This is a genomic window from Duganella phyllosphaerae (assembly GCF_001758785.1).
In the GTDB taxonomy this organism is placed as follows: domain Bacteria; phylum Pseudomonadota; class Gammaproteobacteria; order Burkholderiales; family Burkholderiaceae_D; genus Rugamonas; species Rugamonas phyllosphaerae.
The window spans coordinates 55,783-71,783 of record NZ_LROM01000060.1; the positions used below are offsets into that span (position 1 = coordinate 55,783).

Here is a 16,001-nt window from a genome sequence, read left to right on the forward strand (position 1 = left end):
TTCAACCGTTCTGCCATCCTGTTACATGCGCCGGCGCCTCGATGGCGCAGGCTGCATCGGCCACCGGCGCCAGCCGGGTTTGCGCAAACGGCAGCACGCCTGCCCACGCCGGCCATGACAGGTCTTCCTCGTCGTCCTTCGGTCCGCCGCTGCGCACCTTGCAGGCCGCTTCGTCCAGCGCGATGCGCATCACCGTCGTTGCCGCGTATTCCTTGTCCGACCCAGGCCGCACTTCGGCCTGGCGCCCCGGCAGCAGCTGCTCCATGAAGTCTTCCATCGCTTTTCGCCGCGCCGCCTCGTCGGCGACCACTTCGAAGCGCCCGTAAATCATCGCCGAGCGGTAGTTCATCGAGTGGCTGAAGGCCGATCGCGCCATCACCAGGCCGTCCACGTGGGTGATGGTCACGCACGCGTCGCTTTCCTGCAGGCGCTTGAGCATGCGGCTGCCGTTGGAGCCGTGGATGTACAGGTAAGCGCCGTCGCGCCAGCAGGCGGTGGGGATGCAGTGCGCGCCCGTGCTATCGGTAAAGGCGATGTGGCACAGGTAGGCGGCATCGATGATGGCGTTCAGGGTGGCGGCGTCGTAATGCGCGTTGGTGGCGACACGGCGCACGCGGGTGCGGGCGCTGGGGGCTTCGGTGTGGTCGTTCATGTTCTCCATCCAGAAAGGTGAGACACCAATATAATGCGTTGCTGGCCCTGAAATAAGGTCCACAATCACCTATTTTTATGGAGCCACAGAATGGATCTTGCCCGGCTGCTTGCCACCTATGCGGACCAGCACCGTCACCGCGCCTGGCCGCGCCAGCGCCTGCTGCACGAATGCCTGCGCACGGCGATCCGCGATGGCACCCTGGCTGCCGGTACCCGCCTGGCCGCCTCGCGCGCGCTGGCAGAGGAACTGCACGTGGCCCGTAACACCGTGCTGTATGCGTACGAACAACTGGCCAGCGAGGGTTTCGTCACTACCGATCGCCGTGGCACGACGGTGGCAACGATGGCGACGATGGCGGCGCCGCAAGCGGCTATCACAACTGCCAACAGCGGCGCCAGCGCGGCGATAAGCACCACCGGTCTGTCCCACCGCGCGCGCAACCTGCGCCCGCTCTACGGCACCGCCCAGCGCATGGGCGCTTTCGTACCCGGCGTGCCGGCGCTCGACCAGTTTCCGACGGCCTCGTGGCGGCGCCTGGTGGACCGCGCCTGGCGCACCCTCACGCCCGCGCAACTCAATTACGGCGATCCGTGCGGCGAAGCCGAACTGCGGGCGGCAATCGCCGATCACCTGCGCGCCGCGCGCGGCGTGGTGTGCGAAGCGGGCCAGGTGTTCATCACCGACGGCGCCCAGAGTGGCCTCGACCTGTGCCTGCGCGCGCTGGCCGACGCCGGCGACACCATCTGGCTCGAGAACCCCGGCTACGGCGGCGCGCTGGCTTCCGCACGCGGGGCCGGGTTGGCCGTGACCGGCATCGACGTCGACGACGACGGCATCGCGCCTACGGCAAACGACTGGCTGCTGCGTCCTCCGCGCCTGGTCTACACCACGCCGTCGCACCAGTACCCGGTAGGCAGCGTGCTCAGCTTGCGGCGCCGGCTGGCGCTGATCGACGCAGCGCGCGTGGCCGGCGCCCTCATCATCGAAGACGACTACGACAGCGAATTCCGCCACGACGGTGCGCCGCTGTCGGCCATGCAGGGCCTGGCGCCGGACGCGCCGGTGGTGTACCTGGGCACCTTCAGCAAGACCATGTTCCCCGGACTGCGCATCGGATTTGTCGTTGTGCCGCGCGCGCTGGCGCCAGCGTTTGCCGCCATGCGCGCGCAATCACATGCGAGCGGGCGCGCGGCCGACCAGCTGGCGCTGGCCGAGTTCCTGCGCAGCGGCCAGTTCGCGCTGCACGTGCGGCGCATGCGGCGGTTGTACCGCCAGCGGCGCGATGCGCTGGTGGTGGCGCTGGAGCAGCATATGGGAGCGGTGGCGACGGTGCACGGCGCGTCGGCGGGCATGCATTTGTCACTGTGCCTGCGTGACCAGGACCTGGACGACACGGTAATCAGCACACAGGCGCTGGCGCATGGCGTGGTGGTCAATGCCCTGAGCCGCCATGACACGCACGGCGGCTCGGGCTGGAAAGGACTGATGCTCGGCTACGCACAGGTGCCGGCAGAGGAAATGGAAGACCTGGTCAGGCGGCTGGCGGCGGTGGTGCACCTGGCGGCATACAACCGCCGCCAGCAACGCAGGGGCGACACCGGGCCGCGCAGCAGGTTTGCCGTGGTCGCTTAAAACGCCGTGTCGGCGCGGAGGTACATCGAGCGGCCATTCACGCCGAACGGGCAGGTCTCCCAGCAACGCGTAAAGCCCAGTTTCGGGAAGTCGCCGCCGTTGGTCCACTCGGACGGCAACTGGTCGAACAGGTTGTTGACGCCAAGGCTCAGGAAGGTGCGCTTGCTGAAGGCATAGCGTACCGACGTGTCGACCAGCCATTTGGCATCCCACGTATGCAGGGGGCTGAAGCTTTGCGCCTGCACTTCGCCATAGTAGTTGGCGCGGGCGTTGAGGTTCCATGGACCGTTGGTGTAATCGGCCGCCACCACGTGGTGCTTGCGCGGCTGGCCGCGTTCGATCAGGGTCACCTGCGTCTGGTCGAACAGGGTCTCGCCGCTCAGCACCGACGATGTCGAATGGCGCTTGCTTACCTCGGTCTTGTTGAAGCCCAGCTGGCCCGAGAGCACCAGCGCCGACGAGGCGAACTTGCTGGTATGTTCGGCCACGATGTCGAGGCCACGGGTGCGGGTATCGACCGCGTTGGTGAAGAACTGCGCCTGGCCCACGCCCAGTGGCCGCAGCACGTTGGCGATCGGGCCGCCGTTCGCTTCTGGCGCGATCTCGCTCGAGAACACGATGCGGTCACGGATCTTGATCTGGTACGCGTCCACCGTCAGCGACATGTTCGAGGCCGGGCGCAGCACCAGGCCCACGCTGGCGTTGCGCGAGGTCTCTTCCTTGAGTGGGGCGATGCCGAAGGCCTGCGTGACGGCGCTGCCCTGGCGCGCGGTCAGGGTTTCGGTCAGCACGCCGTTATTGAGGTTGGTGGAGACGGAGCTGTAGAACTCCTGCTGCACGCTCGGCGCACGGAAGCCGGAGGACAGGCTGCCGCGCACACCGACGGTCTTGGTCGGGTCCCAGCGCGCGCTCAGCTTACCGGTGACGGTATTGCCGAAGTCCGAGTATTTTTCGTAGCGCACGGCGCCGGCCAGGGTGACGTTGTCCACCGGCTTGTGCTCGACGTCGAGGAACAGCGCGATGTTGTGGCGGCCGTCATCGACCGCCGTGGCGGGCGTGTAGCCGGGGAAGCCCTGGATGCCCGAGGCGGCCGTATTGCCGTTCTGGCCGACGATGCGGATGGCCGGGTTGTTGGTGCGGCCGTACTGGTACGAGACCGGGTCGCCGGCGACGATCTGGTAGTTGTCGCGGCGGTATTCGAAGCCGGTGGCCACGAAGATGCTGGCGTCGCCCAGCTTGACCGGTCCCTTGATGTCGGCGTTGAAGGTGGTCTGGTTGAATTTCAGGGTACCGGTGTCGGCCTCGCGCGGCGATTCGGCGTAGATGCCGCCGCCCGGGCGCGGTTCGTACCAGTAGCTGGTGTTGATGCTGTCCGATTCGTGGAACGCCAGTTCGCTGGCGCCGTGGTTGATGCTGATGTCGGCCTTCCAGTCATTGGTCAGGTCGCGCCGGTAGCCAAACGCGAACGAGGCGTCCTTGATGTCGGTGTGGATGGCGGGCAGGAAGCCGTTCGGATGCACTGCCGGTACGGTGCGGTCGTCGCCGGCCGAGCGGAAGAAGCCGAACGAGTCGCCCTTGCGCTTGGACAGGCCGCCAAAGGCGTAGAACTCGCTTTGCTTGTCGATCGGGATCGCGGCGTTCCACCAGAAGTACAGGTCGCGCGTGTTGCTGTCGCCGATATGTTGCGTCACGCGCGGCGGATCGACGCGCAGCGAGTCGACGCCGGCGCGGTTGGTCTCGCCGCGCTTGCGCGCTTCGACCGTCAGGTTCAGGTAACCACCGTCCTGGCCCAGCGCCACGCCGGTGTTGGCGCTGGCCGAATACAGGTCGCCGTCGCCTTCGGACGTGGTGCCGTAGGTGCCGCTCACCGAGGTCTCCTTGACCTGCGATTTGAGGACGATGTTGATCACGCCGGCAATCGCATCGGAGCCGTATTGGGCGGCCGCGCCGTCGCGCAGCACTTCGATGTGGTGGATGGCCGCCAGCGGAATGGCGTTGATGTCGGTGCCGGCCGAGCCACGCCCCACGCTTTGCTGGACGTTGACCAGTGCCTGCTGGTGGCGGCGCTTGCCGTTCACCAGCACCAGCACCTGGTCCGGGCCCAGCGAGCGCAGGGTGGCGGGGCGGATGCTGTCGGTGCCGTCGCTGATGAAAGTACTGGAGAAGTTGAACGAGGGGTCCAGCGTTTGCAGCAGCTTGCCCAGTTCCAGCGGGCCGGCGGTCTGCATGTCTTTCAGGCTGATCAGGCCGACCGGGGACGACGTATCGAGCGCGGTCTTGGCGACCGTGCGCGAACCCAGTACGACCACAGTTTGTTCTTTGGCGGCCTGTTCGTCGGCGGCCGATTGCGCGCCGGACTGGCCGGCGGTCAGCAGGGCGACGGCGCCAGCGATGACGCGGGCAATACGGCTGCGCTTGAAGTGGGGTGCTCTTGTCATGGTCTCTTTCCAGTTTTTTTTGTGGTGGACGGACGGTGGTACCGGCCGGTCAAAAAATACTAGTCGCAGGCAAGCCCCGCAGCAATCAGGCTTTCTACGCAGACGACAGACAATGTTGCAGAATAAATACTTATCACGCTGTCACGACGATAGTGCGTGCCATGTAACGCAATGTATCGTAAGCTGGGCTGGCGCCAGTCACGTGTTCCACCTGGCCGCGCGCAAAGTGTGGCGCGCCTGCATCGCCGGCGAACGCTAGCGCTGGTCCAGCATCCAGCCCTTCAAACCGTTGACCCAGGCCTTGGCCGGCAAATTAAGTGTTTTCTTGATCTGCCCGGCGCGCTCGTACAGCACCGAGAAATCGATCACCGGCGCCTGTTTGAAAGCGATCACCACGATGTTGGCATCGTGGACCTCCGGCAGCCACACCACGGCGTCGAACACCAGCTCCATCGCCTGCAAATTCTTGTCGTAGTTGGAAAAGTCGCCAAACACATTGGTGGTCATGATGCCGCCGTCGGCCAAGGTGTCGTAGCAGGCCTGGTAGAACTCGGGCGAGTCCAGCACCGGGCCGCGCGCCTCTTCGTCGTACAGGTCCACCTGCAACACGTCCACCGTGCCGTGGTTGGCGGTATCGAGCACGAAGTCCATGGCGTTCATTTCACGCACGTCGAGGCGCTCGTCGTTGGACGGCAGGGCGAACTGCGCCCGGCACATGGCGATCACGTTGGGATTGAGTTCGGCCACGGTCACGCGCGCGGTCGGAATGCGGCGGTAGCTGAACTTGGTCAAGGCGGCGCTGCCCAGGCCCAGCTGCACGATGTGGCGCGGGCTGTCGATAAAGAGCAGCCACATCATCATCATCTGCACGTACTCGAGCTCGATGTTGTCGGGCTTGGCGATGCGCATGGCGCCTTGCACCCACGAGGTGCCCAGGTGCAGGCTGCGCACGCCCTGGTATTCGGTGATGGTGGCCGGTGGGTGGCCGGGCTGGTCGAAGCGGGTGGGAATGGAAGACATGGCCGGCATTGTAACGCTGGCGGCAAAAAAAAAGACGCCGGAGCGTCTTTTCGGGTGTGTTGCGCGGAGTCTTAATTCTTCTTGCGGCGACGGGCCATGAAGCCCAGCAGGCCCAGGCCACCCAACATCATGGCGTAGGTTTCCGGCTCCGGTACGGCCAGCACGTTCAGGTTGCCGCCGTAGGAGCCGCCGGCCGACGACACGATGCCGCTGATGGTCAGCGTGAGCGGACCTGCGCCCAGCAGGACTGGATCGAGCGTGAACAGGCCGGGTACGGTCGACGACGCAGTGAAGGCGTTGTTGTTGAGCGTAGCGGTGATCGAACGCAAGTCGCCATAGTCGAACAGCGAGAAGTTGATCAGGGCGCCGCTGGCAAAAGCCGGGCCGGTCAGTTCGGGGGTGAAGGTGAAGATATCGGTAAAGGTACCGGTGCTGCCATTGACAGGCACGTTGCTGAAGCCGGCAGTCCAGTAATCTGAATTGGTGCTGTTTTGCTTCAGCACGATATCAGGTGTGTTGACACCGTTGATGGTGCCTGCGTGAGCGCCGGTGGCGATGGATCCGGCCAGCATGGCTGCCAGTGCGATAAATTTTAATTTCATTATATGACTCCGCTTAATAAAGACCCGAGGAAGATTCAAGAAAACGCAAACTACACGTCAACTTACGATGGGCTCAATAGCTTGTCAATTTTATATTTACTTATGTATTTTTATATTTTGATAGCTTTTTTTTATCGTCCGGGGCGCACTGCACAAATATTACTATATATTAATTTCCGTTGCGCAAATTTTAAAATTTTAATGTCGAGTCCGGTCGTTTCGCGTTGCGCGTAACAGACACCAGGAGCGTCTAAATAACCTTCAGAGCAAGACGCAGCGATGGCGGTTTTTTAGACGCTCCGAAGCATCAGGGTCACAGTGAGTCCGCCCCCGTCGCGATTGCTCAACGTGATGCGTCCGCCGTGGGCCTCGATGATCTCGCGGGCCAGCGCCAGGCCCAGGCCGGTGCCGCTGCGCTTGGTCGAATAGAAAGGCACCAGCGCGTTGGTCAGCACGGTATCGCTCATGCCGGGGCCGCGATCGTGGACGTCGATGCGCACCAGGTCCTGTTGCCGCCGCACCTCGAGCGTCACCTGGTCCGGTGGCGAGCCCGATTCGTGGGCATTCCTGACCAGGTTGAGCAGCGCCTGTTCGAGCTGCGCCGGATCGAATGCACACGGTTCGGGCGGCAGCGCACCGGTCACGCGAAACACGATTTGCTCGCCTAATGCGGCCAAAAACGGCGTCCAATGTTGCATTGCAAGGCGCGGCGTGGGCAGCTTGGCGAAGCGGGCGTAACCGAGAATGAAAGTCTCGAGGTGGCGCGTGCGTTCCTCGATGGTAGCGAGGATGCGGGGCAGGCGTTCGGTCTGGCCCCGGCGCACCAGCTCGGCGCCGGAGTGGGCCAGCGAGGTCAGTGGCGCGAGCGAATTGTTTAATTCGTGGCTGATCACGCGGATGACCTTTTTCCAGGTTTGCACCTCCTGGCGCCGCAGTTCCATGGTCAGCTGGCGCAGCAGCAGCAGTTCGTGGCGGCGGCCGTTGAGCTGGAAGCTGCGCCGCGCCAGGTGGTAGACCTCTTCCTCTGCCTCGTCGCCGGACCCGGTTCCGGACCCGGTTCCGGCGCCGGTCCCGGTAGTGGTAAACAAGCCGTCGCCGCCACGCGCCAGCGCTTCCGACAGCGCCGGCGACACCCGCGCCAGGATGGTGTCGAGGCGCTGGCCTTCGAGCTTGCGGCCCTGGTCCAGCAACTGGCGTGCGGCAATGTTGGCATACACCACCGCGCCGCTGCTTGCCACGCCTTTGCCGCCGCCGCTCACCAGCAGCATCGCCACCGGGGTGTTCTGCACCATGGTGTAGAGCAGCAACTCCCGTTGCACCAGTTCCAGCCTTTGCTGGCGCAGCACGTCGCCAAGCGCGTTGTGGGCGTCCACCAGGTCGCGCAGTTCGTCGTTTTGCGGCCAGTGCAGGGAAAACGAAAAATCGCCGTCCTGGTAGCTGGTGACGGTGCCGGTCAGCGCGCGGAACAGCGACAACATGTGGTGGAACTGGGCGCGGATGGTGATGATGGCCAGCGGCAGCACGCAGAGCAGGCACAGCCCCAGCACCAGCAGCGGCCGGTCGGGCAGCACGTGGCTCAGGCCCTGGGCGATCAGGATGCCCACCGTGACCAGGGTGGCGACCAGCGCAGTCCAGCGAGTGAGCAAGGACAGGCGCATGCCTTGCGGACGCCGGTGCGGATCCGGCGGCGGGGTAGTCGTGCTCATCAGGGCCGGACGATGCCCAGGCGTTCCATGCGCCGGTACAGCGCCTGGCGCGACAGGCCCAGTTCGGCCGCCGCCTGCGCCACCACGCCACCGGCGCGCGCCAGGGCCAGGCCGATGGCGTCGCGGTCCGGCTCGCGGCCGGCGTCGTCAGCGGCCGGGCCGGCCGTGGTCGTCGCCGATATTGGCGCCGGCGCGGCTGGCAGGCCGAGGTCGCCCAACTGGATCAGGTCGCTGCGCGCCAGCAGGCCGGCGCGCAGCATGACATTTTTCAGTTCGCGCACATTGCCGGGCCAGCCGTGCGCCAGCAGCGCGGCCTGGGCAGCGGCATGCAGCTGTTTGCCGGCGCCGAGGAAATGGTGGGCCAGCGGCACGATGTCGGCCGGGCGCGCGGCCAGCGGCGGCACTTTCAGTTCGATCACGTTGAGGCGGTAGAACAGGTCTTCGCGGAAGGTGCCGGCGCGGATCATGGCCGGCAGGTCGGCGTTGGTGGCGCTGATCACGCGCACCTTCACCTGCCGCTCGCGGTTGGCGCCCAGCCGTTCGAAGCGGCCGGTTTCGAGCACGCGCAGCAGTTTCATTTGCCCCGCCAGCGGCAGGTTGCCGATCTCGTCGAGGAAGAGGGTGCCGCCGTCGGCCGCCTCGAACTTGCCTTCGCGCGCGCGGGTGGCGCCGGTGTAGGCGCCCGCTTCGGCGCCGAACAGTTCGGCCTCGATCAGTTCGGCGGGCAGAGCGCCGCAATTGAGCACCACGTAAGGGCCGTCGCGCACGGCCGAATTGGCCTGGATGATGGCGGCGATGCCTTCCTTGCCGGCGCCGTTGGGGCCGCTGATCAGCACCGCCACGTCGGCGCGCGCTACTTGGCAGGCCAGGTGGATCACGCGTTCGGTGGCCGGGTCTTGCCACACCATGCCGCGCAGGTCGTGGCCGGCTTCGAGTTCGCGCCGCTGGCGCTGCTCGGCCTGCTCGCGGCGGGCCAGGTCGCGCCGCGCCTGGCCCAAGGCGATCAGGTTGTTGACAGTGGCCACCAGGCGGGTGTCGTTCCACGGCTTGGCCAGGTAGTCGGCGGCGCCGGCTTTCACCAGGTCCACCGCCGCGTCGAGGTGGGTCCAGGCCGTGAGCAGGATCACCGGCAGCTCAGGGTGGCGCGCGCGGATGGCGCGAAACAGCGCCACCCCTTCCTCGCCGGACGTGGTGTCGGCAGAAAAATTCATGTCTTGCAGCACCAGGTCCACCGGGTGCCGCGCCAGCAGCTCCAGGCCTTCTTGCGGCGAGGCGGCGCGCAGCGTGCTGATGTCGTGCAGCGAGAACAGCACGTCCAGCGCCAGGGCGACGCCGGCGTTGTCGTCAATGATGAGTACGGTAGGCATGGCGTCAGCATAACATTGCCTTGCCGCCCCGTGGCCGCCCACGTTCATGCGCTGCGGGTGGCGGTGGCCGGCGAGATGCTGGCCGCGCGCCAGGCCGGGCCGTACACGGCGGCCAGACCCAGCAGCCACAGCAGGCCGGCGCCGGCCACCAGGTAGCCCGCCGGCAACCGTGGCAATTCGAGCTGGCTGACCAACAACTGGTTCAGGCCCAGGCCCAGCAGCACGCCGGCCGCCACGCCGGCGCTGGTGATCATGAAGTTCTCGGCCAGGAAGTAGCGCAGGATGTCGATACGGCGCGCACCGAGCGCGCGGCGCACGCCGATCTGCTTGCGCCGCTGCGTCACCCACAGGCTGGCCATGCCGACGATGCCGCTGGCGGTGATCAACAGCAGCAGCGCGCTGACGGTGATCAGCATCCAGGCCATGGCGTTGTCGGCGCGGTAGCGCAGGCTGCGGAATTCTTCGAGACTCTTGGTGCGCACGATGATCGGCGTGGGCGAGGCCGCGCGCAGGGCCGCTTCCACTTCCTTCATCACGCGGTCGCGCTGGCCCGGTTCGGCGCGGACCGTGTAGTCGTTGCCGGGCATGCCAGTCAGGCGAACCGGCACCATGGTGGAGAATTCGCCGCGTTCGTCGATTTGCGCGGCCGGCGTTTGCAGGCGTTCGACCACGCCGATAATTTGCAGCGCGCGCGCCGTGGGTCCGTTGCCGTTGTAAAAAGTCTTGCCCACAACATTGTCGACGCCGGGAAACAGCTTGCGCGCCAGCGTCTGGGTGATGATGGCAACGCGCGGCGATTCCTGGCTGGTATTCATGTCGATCTCGACATATTCGTTGGGCAAAAAATCGCGCCCGGCCACCAGCTTCAGCTCCCAGGCCTGTACGAGCGAGTCGCCCACCATGTAGTTGGTGGTATTGGCTTGCATGACCACTTGCTTGCGGTCGGTGGTCAGGCCACTGTAATTGCCCGAGCGGGTCAGTGGCATCTGGTTGGTAGCGGCGGCCGCCTGCACGCCGGCCACCGCGCGCAGCGTGGCCGTTTCGCGCTGCTGCAGCGCCAGTTCCTCCTGGTGCGTGCCCACGCCCATGCGGCGCACTTCAACGCCGAAGATCTGCTGCTCGTGGGCCACGCCGGACGGTCGCGCCGCCACCGCCTGGCGCACTTGCACGATGTACAGCGCGTTGGCCAGGATGGCCAGGCTCAGCGCCACCTGGGTGGCCACCAGCAGCGGGCCGGTCTTGTTGCGCCACAGCGCGGAAAGTATCGGATGTGCCATGGAGTGTCCTTATTGTGATTTCAGTTGCAGGGCCGGCGTGACCTGGCAGGCGCGCCAGGTGGGCAGCAGGCCGGCCAGGATGGCGGCGGCCACCGCCAGCGCAAACGTGGTGAGCAGCATGATCCAGTCCATGTGCGCGACCCTGGTCAGTTCCTTCGATTGCATGGCGATCAGGGCCAGCGCGCCGAACGCCAGCAGCAGGCCCAGCACGCCGCCGGCCAGTCCCACCACCGTGCTCTCGAGCAGGAACTGGTAGAAGATCTCGCGGCGCGAGGCACCCAGCGCGCGGCGGATGCCCACCTCGGGTGCGCGCACCGAGAACTTGGCCAGCAGCAGGCCGATCGTGTTGACCAGGCACAGCATCAGGAAGCCGAACGCCAGCCAGGCCGACAGCTTGTTGTCGTTGCCCACCACCTTGAGGTAGTCGAGCCATTCGCGCACGTCATACAGCTTGTTGGGCGCCTGGCGTTCCATGCGGCCCAGCTTGCGCTGCTCGGCTGCGTAGCTGTCGAGGAAGCTTTGCAGCGCCGGGCGGTCGCTGCTGCTGGCCAGCTCGAACCAGAAGTGCAGCCAGGTGCATTCCGAATCGACGAAGGCCTGGTAGCCGGCGCCAGGGGAAGTCGTGCAGCCAGAGCTGCCGTTGCGGCCCATCTGGTGCGCAATCGCGGTGGACAGCGGCACGAAGAATTCGTCCTCCTCGCTGAAGGCGCCGCCGCTGTTGCCGATGATGTGGTGGAAGCGCGGCACCACGGTCCATTTTTCCAGCACGCCGATGATCTGGTAGGCATGGCCGGCGATGCGCAGGCGGCGTCCGACCGGCACTGTGTCGCCGTACAATTTGGCGGCCAGTTGGCTGCTGAGCACGATCACGGCGGCGCCGGCCTTGTCTTCGAGCGCGCTCCATGGCCGGCCGTGGCGGAACGGCGCATCGAACATCGGGAAAAAGTCGGCGGTCACCGCTTCGCCGCCGGCCGAGAACACGCCCAGGTCGGCGCGCTCCGACTCCACCGGGCCGGCCACGCCGAACATGGCCGTGCGCCGTTCGCCGATGTTGGCATTGAGCAGGTTCCTGGCGTCGGTGTAGCTGAGCTGGTCGTCGTTGGCGTCGTCGCCGGGCTTGTAGCCGGCCAGCGGGCCGTTATCGAGCACAGGCACGAACAGGCGGTCGCTTTTAAGCGGAATCGGGTCGCCCGACATCACGTGCAGGATGGTCAGCGTGGCGATGCTGGCGGCCACGCCCACGGCCAGCGTGAGCACCAGCAGCGCGGTCAGCGCCGGGTTGCGGCGCAGGCTGCGCAGGCCGAGCAAAAAATAATACTGGAACATGGGGTCTCCTCAGGCCACGTGGCTGGTGTGCTGGGTGTCGTATAACGACGGCGACTTGCGCACCAGGTCCGAAACCTGGCCGTCGATGATGTGGACGTTGCGCCGCGTGCGGCCGGCCAGTTCGGGATCGTGGGTGACCATCAAAATGGTGGTGCCCTGGGCGTTGATGTCTTCGAGCAGTTCCATCACGCCGCGCGCCATTTGCGTGTCGAGGTTGCCGGTCGGTTCATCGGCCAGCAGCAGCTTGGGCGAGCCGGCCAGCGCGCGCGCGATCGCCACCCGCTGCTGCTGTCCGCCCGACAGCTCGGCCGGGTAGTGCTTCATGCGCGAAGCGAGGCCCACCTTGGCCAGCGCGTCTTCGATGCGCTCGCGGCGTTCGGCGCGGTTGAAACCACGGTAACGCAGCGGCACATCGACGTTGTCGAACAGCGACAGGTCGGGGATCAGGTTAAAACCCTGGAAGATGAAGCCGAGCTTTTCGTTGCGCAGGCGTGAGCGGGCGTTGTCGTCCATGCCCTTGACGTTGACGCCGTCGAGGATGTATTCGCCGTCGGTGAATTCCTCGAGCAGGCCGGCGATGTTGAGGAAACTGGTTTTGCCGGAGCCGGACGGGCCGGTGACAGTGACGAATTCGCCCTGCTCGACATTGATCTCGAAGCCGCGCAGCGCGTGGGTTTCGATCATGTGGGTGCGATAGACTTTGCTCAGGTTATGCATGCGCAGCATGGTGGGCCTTTCAGTGTATGGATTAATTGTTGATGGAGATGCGGGCGGCGTTCTCGAACGTTTCGCTGCCGGCAATGACGATCTTGTCGCCCTGTTTCAGGCCGTCGAGAATTTCCACCGCCGTCACGCTGGTGGCGCCCAGGCGGATGGCGGTACGGATGGCCACGCCGTCGCGCACCACGTAGGCGTAGCGCCCGCCTTCCGATTCCACGAACGGCCCGCGCTGCACGATCAGGGCGTTGGGTTTTTCGTCGATCAGCAGGCGCGCGGTCACGCGCTGGTTCTGGCGCAGGCCCGGCGGCTGCTTGCCATCGAAGCGCACCCGCGCCAGCACCTGGTTCTTGACCACCTCGGGCGAGAGCGCCGACAGCTTGCCGCTGGCGTTGCCGGTGCCGTAATTGACCTCGGCACGCATGCCCAGGCCCATGTCGGCCACGTAAGTTTCCGGCACTTCCAGTTCCACCTCCAGTTGCGACAGGTCCACCAGCGTCATCAACGGCGTGTTGAGCGGCACCACGCTGCGGTTGGCCACCGACAGCGTGCCGATGAAGCCGTCCACCGGCGCCCGCACGGTCAGCTCGTCCACGCGGCGCTGGGCGTTCGACAGGACCATGCGCTGCTGTTCGAGCTGCTTGATTTTCGACTGCAGTTCCAGCGCCACGTTGTCGCCTTCCAGCTCGGCGGCCTGGCCGGCGTGGCGGGCGCGGATCTGCGCCGAGTTGAGCGCGTCCCTGGCTTTCTGGTAATCGATCTTGGCGACGATGCCGTCGTTGGCCACGGCGTCGTAGCGCTCGAGCGTGCGCTGGGCCGACAGCCGGTCGATCTCGGCGGTGTCGGCATCGCGCCGCGCCAGCAGTTGCTGCTTGCGCGCCAGGATGCGCTGGCGCGCCACGTCGGCCTCGATCTGGGCATAGGCCGATTGTTCGCGCTTGAGCGCGTCGGCCAGGTCGGGCGACTCGAGCACGGCCAGCACATCGTGTTTTTTGACGGTGTCGCCGGCAGCCACCTTGAGGGTGACGGTGGCGGCCGACGTGGCGTACAGGGTGGGGCTGACGGCGGCAACGATGCGGCCATTGACGGCAGCGTCACGCACCAGCGTGCCCCGGGTGACTTCGGCAATGCGCAGGCGCGCGATCGAGACCGAGTGGTCGGTGTCGCGCCAGGTGTGGACCAGGTAGTAGCCGGCTGCCAGCAGCAGTGCCAGGCCGGCGGCGATCACCAGGCGACGTTTGGCGTGCTGCCCCTTGGGGGCATTGATAACGGCGTCCTGCTGCGAAGTGTCTCGGATCATGGCGGTTGCGTAGAGGTTGAATGCTCTACGCTATGCAGTATCCGTGCCAGATGCTAAGTGGTTGATTTGATGGGGTTAGTGCGGGGAGTGTCCGGTGTCCGCGAGTGTCCGGTGGTGTCCGCAGCGGTGTCCGGCCGTCATGCACCCTTTGATGTGATAGCGGGATGTGGAACTTAAGCCTGGGCCGCAACTCGAATAGGAGCAGTAACTTGCGGAAGTAGAAACAACAAACCCGCCATATGGCGGGCTTGTCTGGAATCGGGGTGGTCCCGCGAACGGGACCAAAAACTAACCTGGCGTCATCACCAGTATGTGGGCTGGGAGAGGACTTGGACCAGGGCTGCACCAGCAGTATACCACCAATGGCTTCGGGCTTTCAAAGGCAAAATATGAACTGGGAAGACCTGGAAAAGCATTTTTCTTCGGCCCGCCTGGGGCGCTATCGCGCATCGTGTGATGGGGATAAAGAGATAGCTACCCGAGCATATGTGAGCAACCTGCTTCTGGCCGAGGCGATGATGCCGCTGCTGAACGTGCTGGAAATCGCCTTGAGAAATGGTATGCACAACCGTCTTGCATTGCTCTATGAAAGAGCCGATTGGTGGCATGACTGGATAGGGAGGCCAGTGTTCGATTGGCAAATCCGGGAGGTCAACAACGCCAAGGCCAAACTGCTCCGGCGCGCCGAAGTGGCAACGCCGGACAAAATCGTTGCCGAACTGCGCGGTGGCTCGTCGCGCTGCCGCTGGGGTTCATGGCGGTGGTGGTGCTGGCGCTGGCGACGGGCTGGTTGCCGCTGTGGGGCGTGGCGTTGGTGCTGTGGCTCTTGCTGATGGCGATCCAGCTGCGCTGGCAACACAGCGCCGCCAGCTGGCAGTTGCAGCTCGACACCATCGGCCACCTGCTGCGCGCGCATGCGTCGCTCGCCGGCCTCGACGATGCCGTTGCGGCGCCGTTGCGTCCCGACGCCGCTGCCGCCGGCAAGCTCCATCGCCGCCTGTGGCAATTGTCGCTGACCTTCGTGCCAGGTCTGCAGGAATACGGCGACTGGGTCTTGCTGCGCAATATACGCCACTATTTCGCCAGCCGGGTGGTGGTGACCGCCCAGCTGCCGCTGCTGCGGTCGAGCTTCGAGCGCGTGGCCACCGTGGAAGCGGACCTGGCGCTGGCGCGGCACCTGGCTGGCGCGCCGCGCTATTGCTGGGCCGACAGCGGGGCGGGCGCCACCGGATTCGCGCTCGAGCACGCGGTTCATCCGCTGCTGGGCGCGCCCGTGCCGTTGTCGTTGCGCGTGGGCGACGACGGCCGTGGCGCCTTTATTTCAGGTCAGAACGGCATTGGCAAGAGCACCCTGCTGCGCACCGTGGGCCTGAACCTGGTGACGGCCCGCGCGTTCGGCTTTTGCTATGCCGACGCCGCCGTTACGCCCGACTTGCCCGTGTACGCCAGCATGCAGAACGACGATACGCTCGAAGGCGGCGAGAGCCTGTACATGGCCGAGGTGCGGCGCGCCGGCGAACTGCTGGCGCTGGCGCGGCGCGGGCCGGCCATCTTCCTGATCGATGAAATCTTCCGTGGCACCAACCACCTGGAATCGGTCTCGGCCTCGGCGGCAGTGCTCGACACATTGGCCGAGTCCGGTTGCGTGCTGGTGTCGTCGCACAACCTGATCCTGGCGCCGCTGCTGGCGCGGCGGCTGGCGCCGCTGTGCGTGGCCAGGTTCGATGGCCGCCTGCAGGTGGGGTGGGGCGTGCTCAAGGACACCAATGGACTTTCGCTGCTGGCAACGGTCGATAATGATGGCTTGCTGGCGGCCAAGGCCGGCCGCGTGCATGACAAGCTGGCCGACTACTACCTGGCCTATCCGCAGGCTTGCGAATCTGTGCTGGATTAGCCACGCCCCATCGTCGGCATGAGCCGATTTCAGCCAAGGAATGTCAAATTCTTGGTATATTCGGCCT

13 protein-coding genes are annotated in these 16,001 nt (G+C 65.6%); 3 read left to right on the forward strand and 10 right to left on the reverse strand.

The features are described from left to right. Position 1: 1 nt before the first annotated feature. Positions 2–652 (reverse strand): pyridoxamine 5'-phosphate oxidase family protein, encoded by a 651-nt coding sequence (locus DUPY_RS06290; RefSeq protein ID WP_084640567.1) that lies wholly within the window; start codon positions 650–652, stop codon positions 2–4. 90 nt (positions 653–742) lie between these two features. Here DUPY_RS06290 and pdxR point away from each other — a divergent pair, with 90 nt between their 5' ends. Next, the gene (gene pdxR, locus DUPY_RS06295) at positions 743–2,287 is read left to right on the forward strand and encodes a MocR-like pyridoxine biosynthesis transcription factor PdxR (protein ID WP_070246978.1); all 1,545 of its coding nucleotides are present in this window, start codon (positions 743–745) and stop codon (positions 2,285–2,287) included. Here the strand turns inward: pdxR and DUPY_RS06300 are convergent. The 9 genes from DUPY_RS06300 to DUPY_RS06340 form a co-directional block, all read right to left on the reverse strand. After that, positions 2,284–4,725: a TonB-dependent receptor plug domain-containing protein gene (locus tag DUPY_RS06300; RefSeq protein WP_070246979.1), complete on the reverse strand. Its 2,442-nt coding sequence runs from the start codon at positions 4,723–4,725 to the stop codon at positions 2,284–2,286. The two genes, pdxR and DUPY_RS06300, sit on opposite strands and share 4 nt — an antisense overlap. 255 nt (positions 4,726–4,980) lie before the next feature. After that, a complete protein-coding gene (locus DUPY_RS06305; protein WP_070246980.1) occupies positions 4,981–5,754 on the reverse strand; it encodes a spermine/spermidine synthase domain-containing protein in 774 nt (257 codons plus the stop codon). Positions 5,755–5,816: 62 nt separating this feature from the next. Next, positions 5,817–6,347: an FxDxF family PEP-CTERM protein gene (locus DUPY_RS06310; RefSeq protein WP_070246981.1), complete on the reverse strand. Its 531-nt coding sequence runs from the start codon at positions 6,345–6,347 to the stop codon at positions 5,817–5,819. A gap of 290 nt (positions 6,348–6,637) precedes the next feature. Beyond that, positions 6,638–8,053 (reverse strand): sensor histidine kinase, encoded by a 1,416-nt coding sequence (locus DUPY_RS06315; RefSeq protein ID WP_070246982.1) that lies wholly within the window; start codon positions 8,051–8,053, stop codon positions 6,638–6,640. Next, positions 8,053–9,420: a sigma-54-dependent transcriptional regulator gene (locus DUPY_RS06320; protein WP_070246983.1), complete on the reverse strand. Its 1,368-nt coding sequence runs from the start codon at positions 9,418–9,420 to the stop codon at positions 8,053–8,055. Before DUPY_RS06320 ends, DUPY_RS06315 begins: the two co-directional genes overlap by 1 nt. A 44-nt stretch (positions 9,421–9,464) precedes the next feature. After that, positions 9,465–10,697 (reverse strand): ABC transporter permease, encoded by a 1,233-nt coding sequence (locus tag DUPY_RS06325; protein WP_070246984.1) that lies wholly within the window; start codon positions 10,695–10,697, stop codon positions 9,465–9,467. A gap of 9 nt (positions 10,698–10,706) precedes the next feature. Continuing rightward, positions 10,707–12,023: an ABC transporter permease gene (locus tag DUPY_RS06330; RefSeq protein WP_070246985.1), complete on the reverse strand. Its 1,317-nt coding sequence runs from the start codon at positions 12,021–12,023 to the stop codon at positions 10,707–10,709. Between the two features lie 9 nt (positions 12,024–12,032). After that, positions 12,033–12,749 carry an ABC transporter ATP-binding protein gene (locus tag DUPY_RS06335; RefSeq protein ID WP_070246986.1) on the reverse strand — a complete coding sequence of 239 codons (717 nt, stop codon included), beginning with the start codon at positions 12,747–12,749 and terminating at the stop codon, positions 12,033–12,035. Between the two features lie 22 nt (positions 12,750–12,771). Continuing rightward, entirely contained in the window at positions 12,772–14,040 is a 1,269-nt protein-coding gene (locus tag DUPY_RS06340; RefSeq protein ID WP_070246987.1) for an efflux RND transporter periplasmic adaptor subunit, read from the reverse strand. 389 nt (positions 14,041–14,429) lie between these two features. On the opposite strand from DUPY_RS06340, the gene DUPY_RS28335 reads away from it, so the two are divergent. Further along, on the forward strand, positions 14,430–14,873 hold the full coding sequence (locus DUPY_RS28335; RefSeq protein ID WP_167359038.1) for a hypothetical protein: 444 nt from the start codon (positions 14,430–14,432) through the stop codon (positions 14,871–14,873). Further along, positions 14,795–15,934, forward strand: a complete 1,140-nt coding sequence (locus DUPY_RS06345) for a MutS-related protein (RefSeq protein ID WP_229255255.1) — start codon at positions 14,795–14,797, stop codon at positions 15,932–15,934. The genes DUPY_RS28335 and DUPY_RS06345 overlap by 79 nt, the downstream gene beginning before the upstream one ends. The last annotated feature ends 67 nt before the right edge of the window (positions 15,935–16,001 follow it).

Excerpts from the sequence above, each read along its gene's own strand:
- DUPY_RS06330 (WP_070246985.1), bottom strand. The coding sequence starts at position 12,023 with ATGTTCCAGTATTATTTTTTGCTCGGCCTGCGCAGCCTGCGCCGCAAC.
- DUPY_RS28335 (WP_167359038.1), top strand. The coding sequence starts at position 14,430 with ATGAACTGGGAAGACCTGGAAAAGCATTTTTCTTCGGCCCGCCTGGGG.
- DUPY_RS06290 (WP_084640567.1), bottom strand. The coding sequence starts at position 652 with ATGAACGACCACACCGAAGCCCCCAGCGCCCGCACCCGCGTGCGCCGT.
- DUPY_RS06325 (WP_070246984.1), bottom strand. The coding sequence starts at position 10,697 with ATGGCACATCCGATACTTTCCGCGCTGTGGCGCAACAAGACCGGCCCG.
- DUPY_RS06320 (WP_070246983.1), bottom strand. The coding sequence starts at position 9,420 with ATGCCTACCGTACTCATCATTGACGACAACGCCGGCGTCGCCCTGGCG.
- DUPY_RS06345 (WP_229255255.1), top strand. The coding sequence starts at position 14,795 with ATGGCGGTGGTGGTGCTGGCGCTGGCGACGGGCTGGTTGCCGCTGTGG.
- pdxR (WP_070246978.1), top strand. The coding sequence starts at position 743 with ATGGATCTTGCCCGGCTGCTTGCCACCTATGCGGACCAGCACCGTCAC.
- DUPY_RS06305 (WP_070246980.1), bottom strand. The coding sequence starts at position 5,754 with ATGCCGGCCATGTCTTCCATTCCCACCCGCTTCGACCAGCCCGGCCAC.
- DUPY_RS06310 (WP_070246981.1), bottom strand. The coding sequence starts at position 6,347 with ATGAAATTAAAATTTATCGCACTGGCAGCCATGCTGGCCGGATCCATC.
- DUPY_RS06340 (WP_070246987.1), bottom strand. The coding sequence starts at position 14,040 with ATGATCCGAGACACTTCGCAGCAGGACGCCGTTATCAATGCCCCCAAG.
- DUPY_RS06300 (WP_070246979.1), bottom strand. The coding sequence starts at position 4,725 with ATGACAAGAGCACCCCACTTCAAGCGCAGCCGTATTGCCCGCGTCATC.
- DUPY_RS06335 (WP_070246986.1), bottom strand. The coding sequence starts at position 12,749 with ATGCTGCGCATGCATAACCTGAGCAAAGTCTATCGCACCCACATGATC.
- DUPY_RS06315 (WP_070246982.1), bottom strand. The coding sequence starts at position 8,053 with ATGAGCACGACTACCCCGCCGCCGGATCCGCACCGGCGTCCGCAAGGC.